Genomic DNA, 22740 nt, shown 5'->3' with positions numbered 1-22740 from the left:
ACGTAGCCCTGCATCGTGCAGGGCTACGAAAACCAAACCACCAACACCCTATTTCTCCACACGTAATGAATGAAAGTTTCATCCTATTTCACACATAAAAAAAGTCTGAGCGGAAAACCCGCCCAGACTTTTCAACTTATAAGAAGATACCGGCAATTGTTGCAGAAAGCATAGAACCAAGGGTAGCACCGATTAGGAGTTTCAGACCGAAACCGGATACTCGGCCACCTTTTTCAGCGTCAATTCCCTGAACAGTACCTGCGATGATTCCGATACTTGAGAAGTTAGCGAAACTGGTCAGGAATACAGTTACGATTCCGACTGTTTTTTCGGATACATTTTCAAGCATTCCCTGGAATTCAAGCATCGCTACGAATTCATTCGTTACAATCTTCGTACCCATAATGGCACCTGCATCGACAACTTCTGCCGCTGGAATACCCATAAGCAAGCCGATTGGAGCAATAATATAACCAAGCAGCTGCTGAAGTGTAAAGCCACCAAAGATGGCACCAAAGACGGCATTAGCAAGTTCAAGAGAAGCAATAAAAGCAATTAGCATGGAAGCAACAATTAGAGCAATTTTACCGCCGTCAAGCGCTCCATTCCCCATCGCTTCGAAAAAGCTTTTCGCATTAGAAACGTCCTGGATATCTACTTCATCCTCTTCTTTAGGAACATTAACCGGTGCAATAATAGAAGACACAATTAGTGCACTAAACATGTTTAACGGAAGAGCGACCAGGATATACTCATCTGGGAGTATGCCCAGATAGGCTCCAACAATTGAAGCAGAAACGGATCCCATGGCTGATGCACTTACAATGTAAAGACGGTTGTCATTTAAATTATGGAACTGTGATTTAATCGCAATAAGTGCTTCTGATTGTCCAAAGAAAATACTATTTACAGCGTTGAAGGATTCTACTTTTGGAAGGCCTGTAATTTTTGATAAGCCCCAGCCCAAATATTTAATGATGAAAGGAAGAATCTTCAAATACGTTAATACGGAAAGAATCGTTGCGAAGAATATAATAAGCAACAGTACATTAAAGAAGAACACTCCGTTCTCTCCTACTTCTACACCGCCAAGAACGAAGTTGACCCCTTCTGTTCCGTACTCAATTAAACGGTTGAAAACCCATGATATTCCTTTAATAATTTGCTGTCCGACCGTAGTATTGAACATAAATGCTGTAAGAACTAGCTGAACGGCCAGCATGATTCCTACACCCTTATAATTGATATTCTTACGGTCATTGGACATAAGAAACGCAATGCCTAAGATAACGGCAACAGCTGCAATCCCTAATAATACCCCTATAACATTATTCACTGTTGGTTCCTCCCCTAATATAATGAAAATAAAAACGAAAAATGAAAATGCTTTCATAAACATATTCTACCTTGGATTTTAACAGGTTGTCAGACGTCATGCAAGCTGTCATCCATATACGAAATTTTCACTTAATTCGCCTTCATTTTCTTCACAAACCCTAGTGTACGTGACAAATCATGCTTTAAAAAGATAAAACCTCCGGTGCTTTTTCCACCAGAGGATAAAACTGTTTTTTTCTATTGAGTAATAAACATTTGGGTCCAGTAATGGCCATAGCTTCCGCCGTTAGCATATCCCACACCGATCTGCTTAAGATTCGGATCGAGAATATTTTTTCTGTGCCCAGGGCTATTCATCCAACCGTTTACAACTTGTTCTGGCGTACTCTGACCGGCAGCAATGTTTTCCGCTGCTCTGCGATACGATACATTAAAGTCTCTCATCATGTCAAAGGGAGAGCCGTATGTCGGGGAGTTATGTGAAAAATACCCCTTATTCGCCATATCTCTGGACTTATAACGAGCCACACGGGAAAGCTGCCAATTTTCTTTTAAGGCAGGCAATCCTTGTTGAGCGCGCTCCTGATTCGTTAAATCAATGACCTGCTGCTCCGTTGACTTCACTTGTCTTTTTAACGGAATCGTTACTCGGTCTCCAGGGTAGATTAAATCTGGATTATTAAACTGAGAGTTGGCGTTTATAATCTCTGAAAGACCAATTTGATAACGCTTGGATATTTTCCATAATGTATCGCCACTCTTAACCACATAAGTGTCTGTGGCAGCCTGAGTAGGCTGAGGGCTCTGTATAAACATAACAGCTGATAATAAAAGGACACCTATCCATAACCATGTTTTCATGTACATTCGCTCCTTTTTGTTCTAATCAGGAGTAGTTTGGCTCAAACCTCTAAAAATATGTACAGGATGAAGAAACACCTGCTAACGGCATAGTCAGCAGGCGCTTGAAAGCTAATTTAGTGGAGGTAATATTTCAGAAAGCAAACTTCCACTTAGTTAATCCCCCTAAGTTCAAAGCTTCGTTTAAGCTCAAGTTAACTAATTACGCCATATTGAACAATATCCACTTCCACTTTTGGAGTGATCGTAATATTAGGAAACTCTTCTTCCCACTTAACTTTTTCCCAATAATCAGGATGGTACGAATGTACGTTGCGACCGATTTGGAAAACATCACTGTTAGCCTCTTGCACAGTGGCTATTATTCCCTCAGCCTGTTCGGTCAGCAGCTCTGATAATTTCTTATTCAGCTCTTTAATTGTTTTCTTAGAGGTTAAGTGGTCTCTTGGATATTCAACAACTCTTACCTTAAGTTTCATAGTAATATCAGCCGTAACTTGACCGTTTTCTACCTTTACTTTCATATCCTGCTTGTTCCTCATCACCCGGAAGGTAAGGTAGTTTCTTATCGCATTTTCCTCTTCGTCGGTTACCTTTAAGGTAAAGCTAGCGACCTTACCTCTTATTCCCTCCAATAACATAAGCAGAGTTGTTTGATGATTCGGGATAAATTTACCAGTATAAGCATCCTTATGAAACAAAGCCAGACCTTGAAAGTTCAATAGATTCTGGTCTGTGTCTACACTTAACAGAGGCACCGCGAAATCGATTCCCGGCTCGAGCAGTTCCCCATGCAGAACTTCGATATTCTCCCCAGTAGAGTGAGTTGCCGCGACCTGTCCTTCCAGGAGACCACTAATATACTTACTTACACTGGATTCATTGATAGGAGTCATCCGAATCGCGTCCTCTGCTTTTCCTTCCACCACGGCTATATAAGCGTTTAAATTGTTGTTAGGATTACGATAAAACTGGTCAAAAATCGGCTGAATCGAATTTTTAGCTAATTCTTCTCCCATTAATATTACTTTGGCTTTGGAAGGATCAAACGTGTTAGCTATCATCTGGTCCGTATGGTCCCTAGCCTCCCTGGGAGTTTTACCTTCCGTCGTAAGAATTTGAACCGTTTCACTGGTTGGACCTTCTGTACTTCTTTTTACGGTTGGAATGGAAACGGTCTCTGTAAGAGTTCCGTCTCCATTTTGATCGTACCCAATCGAGAGTACCAGTTTTACATCTTTAAATTGTCGCGTATCCCAACAGCCGGTTAATAACACAAGACATGTTAAGATGCATATCGATTTCCTCTTCATGGTGATTCTCCTTTCTGTAAACTCCCCCTGATCAGGCTGATAAAATAGATAATAAACAGGAAAGCTACGGAAAAGATATAGCCAAGCAACACGACAAAGTTATTAAATTGATCTACCGTTTCCATGTTGTATCCAATAAACATAGGCGGAACCAAAATAAGGAGTGCTGCAATGATGTAAAACAGTGTGGTTTTTTTAGTTTCGAACACATCAATCAGTCCAAGTCCGGTCATATAAACATACGTGGTTAAAGTAGTGGCTACATTCACCACCCATATCGATAAGAAGAAAAGATCAAGTCTTGCAACGATTACAAGATCAAATGATTTCAGCATATATAGCAGAGGTTCCTGTATGAAACTCATTTCCTTAGTACTAAAGAATGTAAAACTTACAAGTACTGTGAATAGATAAAACAAAATGACGAACCAGTGAGCATAGAAAATGGTGCGCAGTCTCTGAGCAGGGCTGCCTTCTACCTTCGAATAAATAACCAGGCTGATGATAAACCCGAAAAAAGATAGAACGGCTTCATTTGCTCCTTTAATCACAGGCATCCAACCAGCATTCAGGATCGGAAATAGAAACACAAACTGGGAGTCTTTTAAGGCGTAAAGGACCAATGCTATAAGAATGAGTAGGAAAATCGAGACAAACGTATAAAACCTGGCCATCGCGTTGAGCCCCCCGGATGCTAGATATAAACAGACTAGGATCATCGTAAGTGCCAGGATCCAGAACGGAGTCTGAGGAAGAACCCAGAGACTAATGAGGCGGACAAACAGCAAAAGAATAACCATGGCAACCATGGAAAAGTACGCGACATACAACAAAGAAATCCCTTTTCCAATCCATTTGGAAAACACGGCCTCATTGATCTGAAAGAAGTCTTTATCCGGGTAGCGCTTGGCAATGAGCCAAATAACCAACAGCACGATTTGCAGAAAAACACCACCGATTAATAAAGAAATCCAGCCATCCTGCTTAGCCTGGGAATGGAGGTCATAGGGCAGGGACAGAATTCCGACGCCAATTTCTGTTTGAACGATTATAAAGAAATATTGGCGGCGGGACAATTTAGTTTTTATTGTCGTCTTGTTCATGCTGCACCCACTCTCTTGACTCCCCCATAGCTTTTTCTTGTAACGGATTGGCATCTTTCGGCCGCTTCTTCATCATAAACAGGGGAAGCCTGACAAACGTGTCTTTCAAGTCGCTAATATTAAGCGGTGCTACTGGAGCAAAGTAGGGTACTCCAAAAGACTCCAGTCTTATTAAATGAACTACTAAAAAAAGGAAACCAAAAACAATTCCTATAAAACCAAACGTCCCGGCCAGGAAAATCAACGGAAAGGTCATCAATCTGAGGGTTGTACTTAATTCATTCGAAGGAACAACATACGAGGCAATCGCCGTCAGAGCAACCACGATAACCATTAAGTTCGACACAAGACCTGCCCGCACAACAGCATCCCCGATTACAAGACCTCCCACAATTCCTATGGTCTGTCCTACCGGTGATGGAAGCCGGATCCCTGATTCTCGTATTAATTCTATAATGACGACCATTATTAATGCCTCCAGCAAAGGAGGATAAGCTATTTCATTTATAGAACTTTTCACAGGCAGCAGCAGCTCATCTGGGAGCACTTCATAATGAAAGCTGATAACAGCAATATAAAAGGCCGGTAATCCAATGGCTATTATAAAACTTGCAAGCCTGACAAGCCGTACAAATGTACCTGTGTACCATCTGGCATTATAATCATCCGAAGCCTGATAAAACATAAAAAAAGTCGAAGGCGCAATTAATGCCGTCGGGCTGCCTTCAGCCATTAGAGCGATGCGGCCTTCCAGAATATTTGCCGTTACCCGATCAGGACGTTCCGTATTCAGCATCTGTGGAAATGGAGAATAAGGGTTATCCTCAATGAATTCTTCAATATACCCAGGACTCTGAATCATGTCTACACTGATCGCTTTAATGCGTTTTTCCATCTTTTTAACTATCTCAGGGTCTGCAATTCCATCCATATAAACGATGGCAATATTGGTATTCGTTTTTTTTCCTACTTTGAAATATTTGACTACCAAATCACGATGTTCAATTTTCTTCCGAACGAGGTTGAGGTTAATCATTAAATTTTCAATAAATCCATCATGCGAACCTCGAACTATTTTTTCATTTTGAGGCTCTTCCACATTTCGGTTGAATACCGAAGTTACATTAAAACGTGTGATAGTCGAGCAACCGTTTTCCATATAAATCGCATGGCCTCGCAGCAGGGTAGGAATCATCTCTTCCAGATTTTCAGAACTTCTGGCGTTCGGGATTTCCGATATATGTTCGACGTGCCCCATTTCAAGCGGAGTAAAAATATTTTGCTGGACTTTCTCCTGATCCACAAGTGGCTCAAAGTACATCAGAACCGCCTGTCCATTATTCATCGCTCTTATTTTCAAATCATCTGTTCTCTTAAATTCATTTAAAAGGTATTCCACATTATCCGATAATTTTTTAGAGCTCGGCTGGTTCGGTTCTTGCGCTCTATTTTTATTGCTCGTATCTTCAATTTTATCTCTATTTCCTAATAAATTTCTTAGAAATCCCATTTAGCATCACCTGCTTCTAGGCTTCCACATAAAGGCAGTCCTTATACAAATTTTCCATTACACAAAAAAACCAGATGAACGCAGAACCGTCCACCTGGTTGGTGATTTTCATAAAATGCTTATTAAAGCATAGCGCCGGATTGTGGAAGACTCAATTTCGAAATAACTCGGGTCCTTTGCCAAAAGTTTGATGAGGGGGCTACGGAAACAACTCGTCTTGTTCCATCACCCAGACACTCGAGACATAAGCCGATCATCAACGGATTGAAAAACCGCAATCCTTTTGATGATCGGCTTATGCTGGTCGTGTCTTTCGGAGTGATTCCACATTTGAACACTTTCCTGCTGCCCTACACGAAGTGCGGTCGTGCAGGGCCGAAAAGCGAAATCGTCTCCCGCAGGACCTTCCGCTCAAAAAAATATACCGAAACTGAGTCCTCAACAAACGGGAACTATACTGGAACATCAACCTGGAGAGTTAATAGCAGATTTCTTTAATGCCCTGGGAAAAAGGCCATTTGCAGGATAAAGATGACTGCAAACACATAGAGAATCCAGTGTACTTGTTTTCCTTTCCCCATAACCAGTTTCAAAACAGGATACGTAATGAATCCAAGCGCAATCCCAGTAGCTATACTGGACGTAAGCGGCATAGTAAGAATGATTATGAAAGCAGGGAAGGCATCATCAAAGGTAGTCCAATTTACTTTAGCCAGACCTTCCATCATAAAACAACCAACAATCAACAGTACAGGCGCTGTAATTGCAGGCAGTCCTGAAACAGCTCCTACCAGCGGAGCAAAGAACATGGAAAGAAGGAATAAACCAGCAACTACCACGGTCGTCAGTCCAGTCCTTCCACCCGCGGCCACTCCAGACGAAGATTCAATGTAAGCAGAAGATGGACTGGTACCGAACATGGCACCCACCGTAGTGGCAGAAGCGTCAGCCATTAAAGCAGCTCTCGCCCGGGGCAGACTGCCATCTTTACGTATAAAGCCTGCTTGTTCAGCGACTCCAACCATCGTACCTGTCGTATCAAAAATCGTAACGAGCAAGAACGCAAAAATAACCGTATATAAACTATTGGTAAATACTCCGGCAATATCCATATCCCAGAATACAGGACTTGGCGGCACGGACATGACTCCGCCAATCTCTAGCTGACCAGTGAAATAGCCGATTACAGCTGTAATCACCATACCGATAAACAAGCCGCCCGTCACGTTACGCGCAATAAGGATTAACGTAATGAACAATCCACTAATAGTCAAAAGTGTACCCGGGGCAGTCAGATCTCCAAGCGTCACGAGCGTTTCTTCACTTGCTACAATGATCCCTGACATGCGCAGTCCCAAAAAGGCTATAAATAAGCCAATTCCTGAAGTAATTCCATATTTTAAAGAAGCAGGTATAGCGGTAATTAAGGTTTCCCGAAGTTTAGTCAGACTTAAAATAACAAAAAGAATACCGGCTAAAAATACGGTTCCAAGGATAACCGAGTAGCTAACATCCTGCTGAATAACCTCGGTGACGAAATAAGCATTCATCCCCATTCCCGGTGCAATGGCAATCGGGTAATTTGCGGCAAAAGCCATAATTAATGTTCCAACCACAGCAGCTATAATGGTCGCCATGAATACTTGTTCGAATGGCACACCAGCCGCTTCAAGGATTCCCGGGTTCACTACCACGATGTACACCATCGTAAGGAACGTAGTGATTCCGGCTAATAGTTCAGTTTTTACATTCGTATGGTTTTCTTCTAATTTGAATAATTTCTTCATTTTTTAAATCCCCTGTCTCGCATGTAAAATCACAACGTTTCTAATCATAAGATGAAAACGAACAAAAATCAATGGTTTTAACTTTAATGTTCGTGTTTTAATGGAGATTTCACATAAAAAAGGTCTGAACCTAGAGGTCAGACCTTTTTTCAACTGTGTCATTCGGACGATACCAGTCTATCATCTTCCGGGTGTCCTGCTGATCTAAATAAAGACAGCGTGCGACGGCCCCACCTACCCCAGATTTCAAAGTTACACGTATACTTTCCAGATCCACCCGCTTCTGAAGGATGGTCTGAGTAACGGCAGCCGACTGGATCCGTTTCCTTTTCATAACAAACGTCTGCTTATTAATTAAGCGGCTCTTCAGCGTCAATTGCTGATCAGACAAGTTCCACCCCGCATCTTTATAGGCTAAGAAACCTATACCTGTAAACGCAAGCGCAGCGATGATCGCGAGCAGGCCATATGGGAATAGGAAAATACTTAGTGGAATGACGGCCACCCAGGCGAACCACGAATGACGAAGCATATAGCGGCGTTTAGATCTTGTCGGCGGCCGATTCCACTCTACATCCAGCTCATAATCACTGATCATCTGATGCAATACTTTTTCGATCTCTTTCTTTTTAATCAACGGAAGAAGCCGAAGCTGATGCTCGGCACCTTGCTGCATGGCTCCGCCTGCACTGACGAGCGTTACCGACGCATAGCCAAGTGGCTGACGGATTAAATTCTCATCAATCCTCAGGCCCTGAATGCGGTTTAACGGAATCGTCATTTGTTTCTTCTCAAGCCATCCTCTTGTAATGACCAGGTCATCGGCATCCAGAAAAACGCTAAAGTTTGCGTAACGGAAGATGGTGAGAAGAATCGATATACCATAGGCAATTAACAAGATGACAAATGCGGCAAGAGCGACTACTATGACCCCAATACGGAGCCAGGCGAGGACCTCACTGTAAATCGTACCCAGGGGAAGAACTTCGGTAAGCTGAGAGCCGAACACTCCCACTCCTGATAACACGACTCCGGCTCCTCCTGAAGTAATAGCCATTATAACAATGTCTTTCATTTTCATCTCATATACCTTTTCCCTGCTGGAAACCACGTGTTCTTCTTCTACATATTCTTCATCTGTCGTACGTTTATTCTTTTCCCTCGATATGATGGCTTCTAATTCATCTGCATCTTCGCGCTTGATCGCCGTAAGTTCTGCCTCCGCCTTCTGAAGATCACTTGAGCCGGCTGTTTCAATGGATACCTTCACCAGGTTAAAAGGACGGTGAAAGATCCCTTCAGAGAAATCCAGGCTTTGGATTCGGTGAAAAGGAATATAACGCTTTTTCCTTAGAATTAACCCATGCTCAATTCTCAGTTCTCCCTGTTCTACTCTATAAGTGAAACGAAGCCAACGGATTATCCCTCCGCCTAGTACAAAAAGCAGAAAACCAACCGTTATTAAAAGAGGGATCCACTCTACTTCCCCACTGAATATATTACCGTTCAGGAAGATGAGCGCAATAATAGGAAGAGCAGAATCTTTTAATCCTTTTACAAAATTAATAACCGCAGATACTGGATGAAGTCGCTTAGGTTCATACATCATCCTCAGCCACCCTTGCTAAAGATGATATCGAACGTCTAAGTTCCTCTGCCTCCTGTTCATCAAGAGCAGGAATTTTATGTACCGTTGCCGCTGTCGAAATGCTGATCGTTGACAGACGATATTTTCTAAGTAACGGTCCCTGTTCCGTATCCACATGCTGAACACGGACCATTGGGACGAGTGTTCTCTGAATGATAAAAATTCCGTGCTGAAGCTCAATATCCTGTTCTGTCACTTCATACCGCCAACGTTTCCACCTCAGGTCAGGTATTAACCAGACCGAGAGGATCAACTCCATTAATATAATCCCAGCTGCAATCGCAAGCAGCCATTCAGGCCACCCCCAGAAATAGACGGCTCCTCCGACTGCTATACTGACAAGAAGTGTCACGCCTGCCTGGATAGCTCCGTAGACCCGCCATAAGGACAGCGCTCGTTCGGAAATCCGCTGTGCCGGTTCTCTCCACATAAACCATACCTCCTCCATCATCTATCTTAGATACGAAAGAGTTAATCTAAAAGTTTCGTATCCTTTAAAAAAGCCAGACACGACAAGCATGTCATATCTGGCTTCTGAGAAGTCTATTCACCTTTTGATAATTCTCTCGACTTCTTCGTACAAGCTTCCATTGCCTGAATAATTGAACTGCGCATGCCGGAGTGCTCGAGTTCCGTCACTCCGGCAATCGTTACGCCACCAGGGGTGCACACCGCATCTTTTAACTCACCTGGATGTCTGCCAGTTTCTTTAACCATCTTCGCCGCCCCTTGGACAGCCTGGGAGGCAATTTTATAGGCTTTATCTCTAGGAAAGCCCTGCTGAACAGCTGTGTCAGCCATCGCTTCAATAAACATGTAAACAAAGGCTGGAGAAGAACCGCTAATCGCAGGAACCGCATCCATTAGTTTTTCTTCAATAATTTCTGCTTCCCCGAAACTTTCAAAGACTTCCATTACATCCGCTAATTCTTCTTCTGTAACGAAATCATTGGGGCATAACACGCTCATTCCTACTCCGACAAGAGAAGGCGTATTAGGCATTGAACGAATAACCTTAACATTGCGGCCGAATGCTTCTTTGATTGCATCCAGTGTAATTCCCGCTGCAATCGTAACAATAACGGTGTCCGGAGGAACTTCATCCTTTATTTCCTGAATAACTCCATGATAAATGTAAGGTTTAATAGCTAGAAATAATAAATCGCTTTCACGTGCAAGCTGCTTGTTGTCATTTGATATGTGAATTCCATATTCATCTGAGACAAAATCGATGGTTTCATCCGAGAGGGCGGTTGCTGCTATGTTTTCCGCTTTCAACAGTTTCGCATCAATCATTCCCTGGATCATAGCTTGTCCCATCTGTCCGCAGCCAATAAATCCTATTTTTTTATCCACCGGGCATTCCTCCTTATTCTCTCCATTGTATAGGATTATTTCTCACATAACAATTGTCGATCTGATTCGATTGAATTTATGTAAGTGACTAGTAAATATTTCATGTTTTATGGGGAAAAGGTTTACAAATGCGTACAAGTTACCTATAATTAGAATTGTATTCTTCATATCATAGCGAACGACCAAAAATATCATAGCTGCTACGAGAAAAGCCGAGCTGCCTTAAGCTCGGCTTTTTTCGTGGTTCACAGCTCCTTCTCCAGGCTTAACGGCCTGCAGCAATTTCTTAACTTCTTTCTTGCTGCTCCGTGAAACCATGATATAAAGAGTATCTCCTGCTTTAATCTCCGTTTGGCCATACGGAGTGATTACATCTCCTTCTCTGATGATGGCATTAATCAACGCACGATCAGGCAGTTCGATATTCTCAAGTGTCTGCCCTACCACCTCGTTATTTTGTACGACATCAAACTCCATCAGTTCGACATTCGCTTTCCCAATCGAGATCAACTCCAGAGAATGGATCGGGTTGGTCATCTTATCTGACACCAGCTTAAATCGCTCCGCTACCCAAGTAATCGATGATCCTTGGAAGAGGGTAGATGTCAGAACTGTAAAAAAGACCACATTAAAGATCAACTGACTGTTCTCTACTCCGGCAAGCATGGGAAATATAGCTAAGACGATGGGAACTGCTCCTCTCAATCCGGCCCATGAAAGAAACAGTTTCTCTTTTATACTAAAGGAGAAGAAGGCGAGACTAATAAATGTAGCCAACGGACGGGCAATGAAAATCAGAGCCAGAGCAATAAGCAAACCATCAATCATAACCGATAGAGTAAAGACTTCGTTCGGGAATACAAACAGCCCCAGAATAATAAACATCAAAATTTGGGCCATCCATCCGAATCCTTCATGGAAGCGCAGAATCGAGTACCGATAGGCTAATTCTGCATTACCTATCAACACCGCTGCTACATACACAGCTAATAATCCGCTCGCCTGCACAAGTGAACTCGCACTATACGCTAAAAAAGCGAATCCGAGGGCGAATAAAGGATACAATCCACTTGAATCCAGATTAATACGGTTTAAGCTGAAGCTTCCGACGTACCCTACGAGAACCCCAATGAGCAGTCCTGCTCCCATCTGCCAGAAGAAGGATCCAATCATTGGAAATATTTCCGCTTCTCCCGTAGTTAAAATTTGAATGAACGCAATGGTTAAAAACACAGCCATTGGGTCATTAGTACCCGATTCGGCTTCGAGTGTAGCCTCCAGTTTGTCTCTTACATTTTTTCCTTTTAAAACCGCAAACACAGCCGCAGCATCCGTGGATCCAATGATTGCACCGAGCAGCATGGCTTCTACCCAGTCTAAGCCTAATATGTACCTTGCTGCTACCCCGACGATCCCTGTGGTAAGTAGCACACCGACAGTTGCAAGTGTCACCGATGGGCCAATTACTGGCTGTATATTTTTCCATTTCGTCTGCATTCCGCCTTCAAATAAAATAATGATCAAAGCAAATACACCGACCAGCTGTGCCACTTCGGCATTATCAAAATAAATTAACCCGAGCCCATCGCTCCCCACAAGCATTCCTACGGCAATAAATAAGACAAGAGAAGGCACCCCGAGTCTTGTTGAGAACTTGGTTACGAGAATACTGGTAATTAATAATAAAGCTACTAGCATAATAAACTTGTCCGATTCAAGCAGTTCCTGTATCATTGTTAATCTCCTTTATTCCATTACATCTATCGTTCATTATAGCAATACAACGCCTCCGTCCCCTACTAATTCATCTTATCGAAATAAACAGCCTCTGCAACGCAGAAGCTGTTGTTCATTTTATCTCATACAAATCCTCAGATACCGATTGAAGCAATGGACTCATCACTCCGGTATAAAATAAATCCAATTCGTGCATCGCTCTTGTTGCTGCTGTATATAATAGTTTCCGTTCTTCCTCTTTATTATAAGTCGCATTGGACACTTCTGGTAACATCACAGCATCAAATTCAATTCCTTTGGCTAAATATCCAGGAAGAATAAGAATACCTTTTTCAAAGGATTGTGATTCTTTATAAATCAACCTGGCCGCCAAACTCTCACCTATGTGCGCATGTAATTCTTTCGCCTCCTGCTTCGTTCGTGTCAGAAGAGCAATGGTTTCGTGACCTTCTTTCAGCCTGCTTAGTATGGTTTCCCGCATAGACTTGATAAGTTCATCCTCGTTGTCTTCCTTATGAACACGAGGCTTCTGCCCCTCTCGATTAAATGCTTCAATCTTTTCCCCATCTGGAAGCAGATGCTTAGTGAATTCAACAATCGGTTTAGTGGAACGGTAACTTCGCATTAAATACAAATGTTCCACCTTATTATCTTCTTCTAATTCTTCTCCTTCTTCCAATAAACTCGGAGCTTTAGTATAAAGATTATGAATCGCCTGGTTATAATCGCCTAGCAGGTTGAAGCGTGCATTCGGAAATAATTGCTTGATGAACTCAATTTGAAACGGTGAATAATCCTGCGCCTCATCAATAAAAAGGTGTCGGATAACTGTATTAACACTTCTGCCCTCAATTTGATCCTGTAAGTACAGATAAGGGGTAACATCCTCAGCATATAAGTGTTTTTTGTTCAGCGCTTTTTTTGTTTCGAGTCCAATATCTTTCCACTCTTCCTCACTCAACTCTGCAGGAACAGATAGCATATCAAACATCTGTTCATACAGCCTTCTCAGCTTAATAAACTTTAACTGCTCGATCTTTCTTTTTAATGGCCGCATTTTCCTCTCCACGATTCTCTTTACAAGCAGCTTCTGCTCCCTAGCAAAATCATCGAAAGTATCTTCGTTAAATCCTTGATGCTCCTCAAGTTCATTAAACGCCTCAACATATTCATGCTTGGCTAAAAAAGCTGCTTCTTCCACCGGCCAATCTTTATCCTGTTCATTTAATTGGAAAGCATCCAATTGATCGAGCAGCCACACTTTAACGCTTTCTATCCGGTTTGGAATACGGCCTGTGAGTTTATAAAAGTAACGGTGAATCTCTTCAGCCCTTACGATTGTTTCTCCTCGAAAGGTAATGTTCCTAAACTTCATCCCTTTCTCAGTTAATCCTTTTACGTAATCATCCAGCAGATTCTTATAATCCAATGCTGATTTGAAACGAATCGCTGCCACTCTTCTCTCATGTCTCTGACTGTCTCGATCGGACAACAAGTATTCCAGTTGCTCAAATGGACTTTCCAGCTCAAAATCTCGATCCAGACGTCCAGCTGCATACTCCTGGAATGTTACTTGCCGCATGTTATCCTCCCCAAGCTCAGGAAGAACTGAAGCCACATAACTGATAAACATGTGGTTGGGTGAAAAGAGTAAAATTTGATCTGCACTTATTGACGTACGGTATCGATAGAGCAGATAAGCAATGCGCTGCATAGCCGCTGAGGTCTTTCCACTTCCTGCTGCTCCCTGAACAATCAGCATTTTATTCTTATCATATCGTATGATTTGATTTTGTTCTTTTTGAATCGTAGCTACTATACTTTTCATATGGGAGGTGGCATTTCCGCCAAGTACGTGCTGGAGCAGTTCGTCTCCAATTGTGAGCCCTGTATCGAACATACCTTGAAGTGAGCCACGGCGGATAATGAATTGTCTCTTCAGCTTCATCTCCCCTGTCACTTCACCCACAGGGGTTTCATATTGAACCGGGCCGGGAGCATAATCGTAGTACATGCTCGATACAGGTGCCCGCCAATCATAAATCAGGAAGTCTTCTTTGTTCTTATCCATCAATGAACCAATGCCGATATATATAGACTCTATCTCGCCGTCTTCTTCCTGGAAATCGATTCTTCCGAAATAGGGAGAATCCTCCTGCCGTGCGTAAAGCTTCACCAGTTTATGAAACTGTCCGTAGCTTCTCTCCCGCTCTGACAATAGTTCAGCTTGCTGTTTAATACTTGCGTACGTTTCAATAGCTTCGTCGGGTTCATCCATATTAACGGTAACATCGTCCCAAAACCCTTGACGCAGTTCCAGTATATCTCCCATTAATTCTTTGTTATTTTCGATTAATTCATTTTTTTTCTCTGATAATATCCGTTTAATATCCTCTATTCTTTTTTCTTCTTGCTGCCATTCCTCGTGGTTCTCATCCATCCTATCCACTCCTCTCACGTGCACAAAACAAACTATTATCAGCAGCCCATAAAACCCAGTTCTATTTTCTTGTTCATAATTTCAGAATAGCTCCCGATACTGGAAGACTCAGTTTCGAGATAACTCGGGTCCGTTGCAAACATTAGATGAGGGCGGCTACGGAAACAACTCGTCTTGTTCCATCACCCAGACACTCGAGACATAAGCCGCTCATCAACGGGTTGAAAAACCACAATCCTTTTGATGGTCGGCTTATGCTGGTCGTGTCTTTCGGGGTGATTCCACATTTGAACACTTTCCTGCGGGGGAACTGGCAAGCCTCCTCAGTCGTTAACACTCCTTGTGGGGTCTCGCCTAGCTCCTTCTCCCGCGGGAGTCTCGTCGTTTCCACCGCCACCCCAATGATATCTAGTGAACGGACCTTGCTATAGAAGACAGGAGCCAAGCTGTATCTGCCTCAAATGCTTCTATAACAGGGTTCCTACACGTGTAAACACACGTGAAAACCAGTGTGGATCTCGTTCATGGGAAGGCGATTATGGAAAGATTTTCGAGCTCTCCATAATCGCAAAGGGGCGGAAGGGAACGGCGAAGACTCCTGCGGGATGAACATGATCGGTGAGATCCCGCAGGGCTGTTAAGCCCGAGGAAGCTCACCACATGCCCGCGGAAAGCGAGCCGTTCCCTGGAGCCTCTTTCTCCAGACAATATCTCGAAACGGAGTCTTTCACAATCCGGCCCTTTAGCGCAATATGCATTATATGTTAGATGACCAAATATAACACGTTGGGGGTGTATTTATGTCGGCTTCTTATATGACTGAAGAAGCGGTTCAGTTATTCGTGCAGATCAACTTATATATAAAAATAATTCTACTACGCCTCTACCCCTAGTACAATCGAAAGTTGTACAGAGGCACAATCAAAAGAGCCAGGTAAGGATTAGCCTTTACCTGGCTCTTTTTTTAATTCACGACTTCTTCTGGACTGGCTTCGCTAAAAAATTGTTTCATCGCATGAAATACATCGGCTTTTCTTCTCAAAATGTAATAACGGAATTTAGGGTGATCAATCGCTTTGTACGCCTGCATCAAACTAGATGACCGATTATACTGGTTGACTTCTCCATATCCGAACATCTGAGAAACCTCAAGAAGCTCTTCAATTAAAGCTAAACAACGCTTGTTATCAGACGTTAAATTATCCCCATCTGAAAAGTGGAACGGATAGATATTATAACGATCCGGTGAGTACTTAGTTTCAATTAACTCCAGTGCTTTCCGGTAGGCTGACGAACAAATTGTTCCTCCACTTTCCCCTTTAGAAAAGAAATCTTCTTCACTAACCACTTTTGCCTGCGTATGGTGAGCTACGAATTCTACATCCACTGTCTCATAATTTTTGCTTAAGAAGCGGTTCATCCAGAAAAAGAAGCTTCTGGCCATGTACTTTTCCCACTGACCCATGGAACCACTCGTATCCATCATCGCAATAACAACCGCTTTTGATTCAGGTTTCGTCTTATCGTTCCAGGTTTTATAGCGTATATCTTCCGGGAAGATGGGGTTAAACGAAGCTTCCCCTCCAAGAGCGTTACGCTTATAGGCTTCAAGCATTGTTCTTTTTTTATCAATATTACCTGTTAAACCTGTTTTACGGATATCACTAAACTCAATGTCTGTTTGAATAATATTATCTTTTTCTTTTTCATCCAGGTTTGGCAGCGTCAGCTCTTTGAAAAATGCCTCCTCGAGCTCTGCCAGTGAAATTTCAGCTTCATAGAAATCCTCGCCAGCTTGATCGCCGGCTCCTTCTCCTTGACCGGGCTTTCCTTTGGATTGTGGCGCCTGGGCTACTACATCACCAATTTCGCTATCACCTTCGCCTTGTCCTGCATGCTTGTTCTTCTCATGATTGTAACGAATTTTATATTCATCAAGCGAACGTATTGGTATCTTGACGACACGTCTTCCATTCGACATTACAATATTTTCTTCGGTAATCAAATCTGGCAATTGTTTATTCATCGCATCCTTAACTTTTTCCTGATGTCGCCTCTGATCGTCGTAGCCTTTCCGATGGAGGGACCAGTCGTCTTCGGCGATTACGAAACTCTTCTCTTCATCCATGTTTTTCTCCCTCCTAACCGAGTATTACTCTATCGTATGCAGGTCCACGTAAATGGATGAAACATAATAAAATATGTGTGAATTTTTTGATTATTTAGCCTGGTTTTAGAGTAACCTGCAAGAAAAAAAGCCCTGCACAGCAACTGTACAGAACTTTATTTGTCACCCTCAGGTTGTATAAAGTTTTTTGGAAATCACTGTTTGAATCACAAGAAAAGCTCCTCCTGCTGCCCAATAGAGAGGCAGAGCTGAAGGCGAGGAGATGGATATAAACAGAATCATGACGGGAGATAACAGGCCCATCCACTTCATCTGCTTTCGTTGTTCTTCCGGCATTCCAATAAGAGACACTCTATATTGAATGAAATAAAGAATACCTGCAATTACAGCCATGGTTAAATCTGTCTGCCCCAAATCAAACCATAAGAATGAATGGGTTGCGATTTCTTCCGAGCTTCGAATCGCATAATAGATTCCAGCAAAGATCGGAATCTGTAAGACGATCGGCAGACATCCCATGTTTAACGGGTTAATCTCATTAGTCCGGTACAATTCCACCATTTCGCTCTGAATCTTTTTCTTATCTTCCTGGCTGGATGCTTCCTTTAGTCGACTTTGAAGATCATTCAGCTCAGGTTTTACCGCAGCCATTTTTCCACGCATGTCCTGACTATTTTTAAATGTTTTTAGCATGAACGGCATAATAACCACTCTAAGCGCGAGAGTAATCAAAATAATCGCTATGCCATAATTTTCTCCGAACAACTCTGCAATGAAGGTGATAGCCTCAACGAAAGGCTCAACAAAATATTGGCTGAAGAATCCTCCACCGCTTTCCTTTGGTGCACATCCTGTTAATAAAATGGTACTGAACAATAATAAACTTATCCACTTTTTCAAATTTAGTCCTCCTCTTTATTCGTATCTTCAGGCACGAACAAAGAGGTAGTGATCCTCGTCTCCATCGTCTTCTTTTCTTCCGACAGTGCGTTGTATCCAATGAATTAATCCATGAGTAATTGAAACCGATGTTTCTTGCAGGGAAAATGCTTTTGTATCCTCCTGCAGGAAAACGTGTCGCGATTGCAGCCATAAAGAACTTCCTGAAACCATATGAGTCCACATGGATTCAAAAGCTATTCCAGCAAGCAATGTGATATATAAAGACAAGAACAGTAAATCGAATGATCCGTCAAATAATTCTATTATAATGGCCATAGTTCCAACCCTTTTTATTAATGAATACGTAAACATACGTTTATCTTAACGTAAATGTTTCACTTTTTCACAAAAAAACCCGCCAGGAATTATTCCCAGCGGGTAATCAGTTTATCCTTCTAGTAATAAATCATAAGGATCTTCAATCATTTCTTTAATTCTCTTCAGGAACTGTACAGCTTCTTTACCGTCCACGATCCGGTGATCGTATGATAGAGCAATATACATCATAGGGCGAGCTTGAATGGTATCATCCGGCATAACCTTCGGACGCTTTTCAATATTGTGCAGACCCAGGATACCGACTTGCGGAGAATTCAGAATCGGCGTTGAAAGCATGGAACCGAAAATACCGCCATTTGTAATCGTGAAGGAACCACCCTGGAGATCTTCCAGCTGAAGTTCTTTATTACGGGCTTTCGTTGCCACGTCAGCAATTCCTTTTTCAATTCCTGCGAAATCAAGACGATCGGCATCGCGGACAACTGGAACAACAAGACCTTCTTCCGTAGATACAGCCATACCTATATCATAGAATTTCTTCATAACAATTTCATTGCCCTGGATTTCCGCATTGATTAGAGGGAATTCTTTCAATGCGCCTACCACAGCTTTCGTAAAGAAAGACATGAATCCTAGTTTAATATCGTGTTTCTTCTGGAAGGATTCTTTGCGCTGGCTTCTAAGGTTCATCACATTCGTCATATCAACTTCATTGAAGGTGGTAAGCATCGCGGAGGTTTGCTGTACCTCTACGAGACGCTTCGCAATTGTTTGACGGCGGCGGGACATTTTAACTCGTTCCACCGGCTTTTCAAACTCCGTTTTTTCACTTTTCTGCTCTGATTTTTTCTCTTTTTTAGGAGCTTCTTTTTTCTCTTCTTTTTTAGCTTCCTGCTTCTGCTCCTGTTTTCCTCCGCCTTGAGCCGCTTCTTCTACATCTTCCGGACGGATGCGGCCAAGTGGATCTCTCGCAGAAATCTCACTCAGGTTAATGCCAAGCTCACGCGCTCGTTTACGAGCCGCTGGAGTAGCAATGACTTCTTTTTTGTCATCATCATTGGAGCCTTGCTGCTGATCATCTTTAGACTCTTCTTGTTGTTTGGACTCTTTTGTTTCTTGCTGTTGCTCTTTATCTTCCTCGGCTTGTTTGTTCTCCTCAGAAGCTTCTTGTTCCTCTTCTTCACTGGAGGATTCTTCTTCCGAGCTTCCGCCTGCTTCTCCGTTTTCATCAACTTTAGCGATAACGTCCCCTACTTCTACGTCATCTCCAGCTTCTTTTAGAAGTTCCGAAATAACACCGCTTGCGTCAGCGTTTACTTCGACGTTTACTTTATCTGTCTCAAGTTCAAGAATAGGATCACCTTTCTCAACCTGATCTCCTTTTTGAACAAGCCATTCAGCAATCGTACCTTCTGTAATGGATTCAGCTAATTCAGGAACTTTAATTTCCTTCATTTGATTTTCCTCCTTTAGACATCTGTAGCGCTTCATGAATTATACGATTTTGCTCGGTCTTATGAATATTTGGTTCACCCACAGAAGGCGACGCACGAGGCGGTCTTCCTACGTAACGGTGAATCTGACTGCCTGTAAGCAGTTTGTGCAAGATTCCTTCTACAAAGTACCAGCTGCCCATGTTTTGAGGTTCTTCCTGAACCCAAACGAGTTCATCTAAATTCGGATACGTTTCAAGAATTTCTTTTAGCCTTTGTTTTGGAAATGGATAGATTTGCTCAATACGTACGGCATCGATCGTTTCGAACGAATGATCTTCTGCTTTTTCAACCGTATCTTCTATATCAACCATAATTTTACCACTTCCAAGAAGCAAGGTTTTCACTTTTTCTTTAGCTTTATCATCTTCTTTAGTCAGTCCCGGCTGTCTCATGATCGGCTGAAACTTGCCTTCACTAAAGTATTTACCTTCAACTGCCACTCTCTGATTACGAAGAAGACTTTTTGGTGTCATTAATACAAGCGGGCGTTCTTCCTCTTCCGTGCTGATAGCAGCTTGTCTCCTCAATAAATGAAAATATTGAGCAGAAGAGGTCACGTTGCCTACCGTCCAGTTGTTCTCTGCAGCCAACTGCAGGAAGCGTTCGAGTCGGGCACTGGAGTGTTCCGGTCCTTGTCCTTCATACCCATGGGGAAGGAGGAATACCATATTGGATTGTTCGCCCCATTTAGCTCGGCCTGCTGCAACAAACTGGTCGAAAATAACCTGTCCCGCGTTAGCAAAGTCTCCGAACTGGGCTTCCCATAGGACTAAAGTTTCTGGAGCCTGGACACTGTAGCCGTATTCAAAACCAAGCACTCCGGCCTCGGATAGCGGACTGTTATGAATATCAAACGATGCATTTGCCTGCTCTAAGCCGTGAAGCGGACAATAGGTTTCTCCTGTCTCCACATCATGAAGGACCATATGGCGGTGTGCAAACGTTCCACGCTCTGTATCCTGACCCGTAATACGAATCGGTCTTCCATCCTCCAGTATTGATGCAAAAGCCAGGGCTTCTGCAGTAGCCCAGTCTACTTTTTGGCCATCTTCAAGCATTTTACTGCGGCGCTGAAGAATTTTTTCAAGCTTCTTAAATCCATTGAAACCTTCTGGACGTTTGAGCATTCCTTCATTTAAGGAGCGCAGACGATCTATATCAACAGCTGTTTCAATTTCATCCAGGGTTCGTTCAACCCCGCTTGGGCGCTCTTTCACATCAGGAGTGGTTGTTTCATGTTCGCTCATGTTGTTGTACACGTTACGCAATTCATTTTCAATTTCATTTTTCATATCATTAAGCGTGCCTTCTTCAACGACGGAATCTTTACGAAGCTGCTCTTCATAAATAGCAGCCACCGTCGGATGCTCATCAATTTCACTATAAAGACGAGGCTGAGTAGCACGAGGTTCATCCATCTCATTATGTCCGAAACGACGATAACCAACTAAGTCGATTAAGATGTCTTTATGGAATGTCTGACGATATTCATAAGCAAGTGCCATGGCTGACATACACGCAAGTGGATCATCCGCATTTACGTGGACGATTGGAATTTCAAAACCTTTAGCCAAGTCGCTTGCGTAACGGGTGGAGCGCCCTTTTTCACGATTCGTTGTGAAGCCGACCAGGTTATTGGCAATAATATGAAGCGTGCCGCCTGTGCGGTACCCGGGCAGATCGCTCATATTCAAGGTCTCGGCCACGACCCCTTCTCCGATAAACGCAGCATCTCCATGAATGAGCACACCAAACGCTTCGTCTTCATCCATCTCTGCATATCCAGGGTTAGAGCGGTCATCTTGAGCTGCTCTCGTGAAGCCTTCCACTACAGGATTTACGTATTCAAGATGGGAAGGGTTGTGACTCAATGTCACTCGGGTTGCTGACTGTTCGCCATTTCCGACCTCTCTCCGCGCACCAAAGTGATACTTCACATCTCCAGTCCAGCCATAGTTGATCCCTGTAGAGCCTTCAGAAGGGATCAGCTCTTTATCAGGAGAATGATGGAATTCAGAGAAAATTCGATCATAAGGCTTTCCTAGCGTGTGAGCGAGCACATTCAAGCGCCCTCTGTGTGCCATACCCATCATAATATTTTTGATCTTATCGGTAGAAGCTGACTGAATCATGTGATCCAGCATCGGAACCATAACGTCCAGACCCTCGATGGAGAAACGTTTCTGTGCAACGAATGTCTTAGCCAAAAAGTTTTCGAAACCTTCCACTTGGGCTAAACGCCGCAAAAGCTGCTTCTTTTCTTCATTGGAAAAAGAGACATGAAAGGAACCAGTATCGACCTTGTCCAGGAGCCATTTACGCTCTTCTTCATTATTCACATGCCCAAATTCAAAAGAAGTAGTGCCAGCATATTTTTCTTTTAACGTTTTGACGACCTGCAGGGCATTATCAAGTCGCAGCGGTGAGTCCGGCCATACCCACTTAGCCGGAATGTTCTCTAAGTCTTTTTCAGTAAGACCATAGGTTTCAATATCCAACAGGTTGGTACTCGGGCGCTCATCGCTTCCTACAGCATAAATATTAGCATGCAGGTGACCATGACGACGAATAGCCTCAACAAGTTTCAGTGCTGAGGTAACCTTTGCGATATCTACTTCTGATGTATGAGAAGCACTGGTGTTTTGTGTGTCCCCCTCTTTCATCCATTCAGGTGCCCCGTGCTCATCGAATACCTCTTTTAAAGAAGGATCGACAGCTTCAGGGTCTTCTTCATATAATTCATACTGTTCTTCGACATAGCCCATATTGGGGCCATGGAAATTTTCCCAGAATCTTTCATTG

At 42.9% G+C, this 22740-nt stretch carries 16 protein-coding genes; all 16 read right to left on the bottom strand.

Annotated elements, in window-relative coordinates; genetic code table 11:
* Positions 1–136: 136 nt before the first annotated feature.
* The 16 genes from ACTWP7_RS14425 to ACTWP7_RS14350 all read right to left on the bottom strand — a co-directional run bounded on the left by ACTWP7_RS14425 (position 137) and on the right by ACTWP7_RS14350 (position 22703).
* Complete coding sequence (locus ACTWP7_RS14425) at positions 137–1324, bottom strand: NupC/NupG family nucleoside CNT transporter (RefSeq protein WP_443123862.1); 1188 nt, start codon at positions 1322–1324, stop codon at positions 137–139.
* Between the two features lie 251 nt (positions 1325–1575).
* Complete coding sequence (gene safA, locus ACTWP7_RS14420) at positions 1576–2199, bottom strand: SafA/ExsA family spore coat assembly protein (protein WP_443123785.1); 624 nt, start codon at positions 2197–2199, stop codon at positions 1576–1578.
* Between the two features lie 194 nt (positions 2200–2393).
* Positions 2394–3512, bottom strand: coding sequence for a Ger(x)C family spore germination protein (locus tag ACTWP7_RS14415; RefSeq protein ID WP_443123784.1), 1119 nt, complete (start codon positions 3510–3512; stop codon positions 2394–2396).
* Entirely contained in the window at positions 3509–4615 is a 1107-nt protein-coding gene (locus ACTWP7_RS14410; protein WP_443123783.1) for a GerAB/ArcD/ProY family transporter, read from the bottom strand. Before ACTWP7_RS14410 ends, ACTWP7_RS14415 begins: the two co-directional genes overlap by 4 nt.
* Positions 4590–6125: a spore germination protein gene (locus ACTWP7_RS14405; protein WP_443123782.1), complete on the bottom strand. Its 1536-nt coding sequence runs from the start codon at positions 6123–6125 to the stop codon at positions 4590–4592. Before ACTWP7_RS14405 ends, ACTWP7_RS14410 begins: the two co-directional genes overlap by 26 nt.
* A 494-nt stretch (positions 6126–6619) precedes the next feature.
* Positions 6620–7912: an NCS2 family permease gene (locus ACTWP7_RS14400; RefSeq protein WP_443123781.1), complete on the bottom strand. Its 1293-nt coding sequence runs from the start codon at positions 7910–7912 to the stop codon at positions 6620–6622.
* 130 nt (positions 7913–8042) lie between these two features.
* Complete coding sequence (locus ACTWP7_RS14395) at positions 8043–9521, bottom strand: PH domain-containing protein (protein WP_443123780.1); 1479 nt, start codon at positions 9519–9521, stop codon at positions 8043–8045.
* The gene (locus ACTWP7_RS14390) at positions 9511–9990 is read right to left on the bottom strand and encodes a PH domain-containing protein (RefSeq protein WP_014642363.1); all 480 of its coding nucleotides are present in this window, start codon (positions 9988–9990) and stop codon (positions 9511–9513) included. The genes ACTWP7_RS14395 and ACTWP7_RS14390 overlap by 11 nt, the downstream gene beginning before the upstream one ends.
* A gap of 113 nt (positions 9991–10103) precedes the next feature.
* Complete coding sequence (proC, locus tag ACTWP7_RS14385) at positions 10104–10916, bottom strand: pyrroline-5-carboxylate reductase (protein WP_443123779.1); 813 nt, start codon at positions 10914–10916, stop codon at positions 10104–10106.
* A 222-nt stretch (positions 10917–11138) separates the two neighbouring features.
* Positions 11139–12650 (bottom strand): potassium/proton antiporter, encoded by a 1512-nt coding sequence (locus ACTWP7_RS14380; RefSeq protein ID WP_443123778.1) that lies wholly within the window; start codon positions 12648–12650, stop codon positions 11139–11141.
* A 115-nt stretch (positions 12651–12765) separates the two neighbouring features.
* A complete protein-coding gene (helD, locus tag ACTWP7_RS14375; RefSeq protein WP_443123777.1) occupies positions 12766–15093 on the bottom strand; it encodes an RNA polymerase recycling motor HelD in 2328 nt (775 codons plus the stop codon).
* Positions 15094–16057: 964 nt separating this feature from the next.
* Complete coding sequence (yhbH, locus tag ACTWP7_RS14370) at positions 16058–17221, bottom strand: sporulation protein YhbH (protein ID WP_443123776.1); 1164 nt, start codon at positions 17219–17221, stop codon at positions 16058–16060.
* Positions 17222–17389: 168 nt separating this feature from the next.
* Complete coding sequence (gene yidC / locus ACTWP7_RS14365; protein ID WP_443123775.1) at positions 17390–18121, bottom strand: membrane protein insertase YidC; 732 nt, start codon at positions 18119–18121, stop codon at positions 17390–17392.
* A 27-nt stretch (positions 18122–18148) separates the two neighbouring features.
* Positions 18149–18439 carry a hypothetical protein gene (locus tag ACTWP7_RS14360; RefSeq protein WP_443123774.1) on the bottom strand — a complete coding sequence of 97 codons (291 nt, stop codon included), beginning with the start codon at positions 18437–18439 and terminating at the stop codon, positions 18149–18151.
* Between the two features lie 111 nt (positions 18440–18550).
* Positions 18551–19897: a 2-oxoglutarate dehydrogenase complex dihydrolipoyllysine-residue succinyltransferase gene (gene odhB / locus ACTWP7_RS14355; protein WP_443123773.1), complete on the bottom strand. Its 1347-nt coding sequence runs from the start codon at positions 19895–19897 to the stop codon at positions 18551–18553.
* Positions 19884–22703 (bottom strand): 2-oxoglutarate dehydrogenase E1 component, encoded by a 2820-nt coding sequence (locus ACTWP7_RS14350; RefSeq protein ID WP_443123861.1) that lies wholly within the window; start codon positions 22701–22703, stop codon positions 19884–19886. The genes odhB and ACTWP7_RS14350 overlap by 14 nt, the downstream gene beginning before the upstream one ends.
* Between the last annotated feature and the right edge of the window lie 37 nt (positions 22704–22740).

This window comes from Halobacillus sp. B29 (assembly GCF_052246755.1).
GTDB classification, from domain to species: domain Bacteria; phylum Bacillota; class Bacilli; order Bacillales; family Halobacillaceae; genus Halobacillus; species Halobacillus halophilus.
Note: the sequence above shows the minus strand (reverse complement) of the source record. Positions and strands in the feature narration are given on the sequence as shown.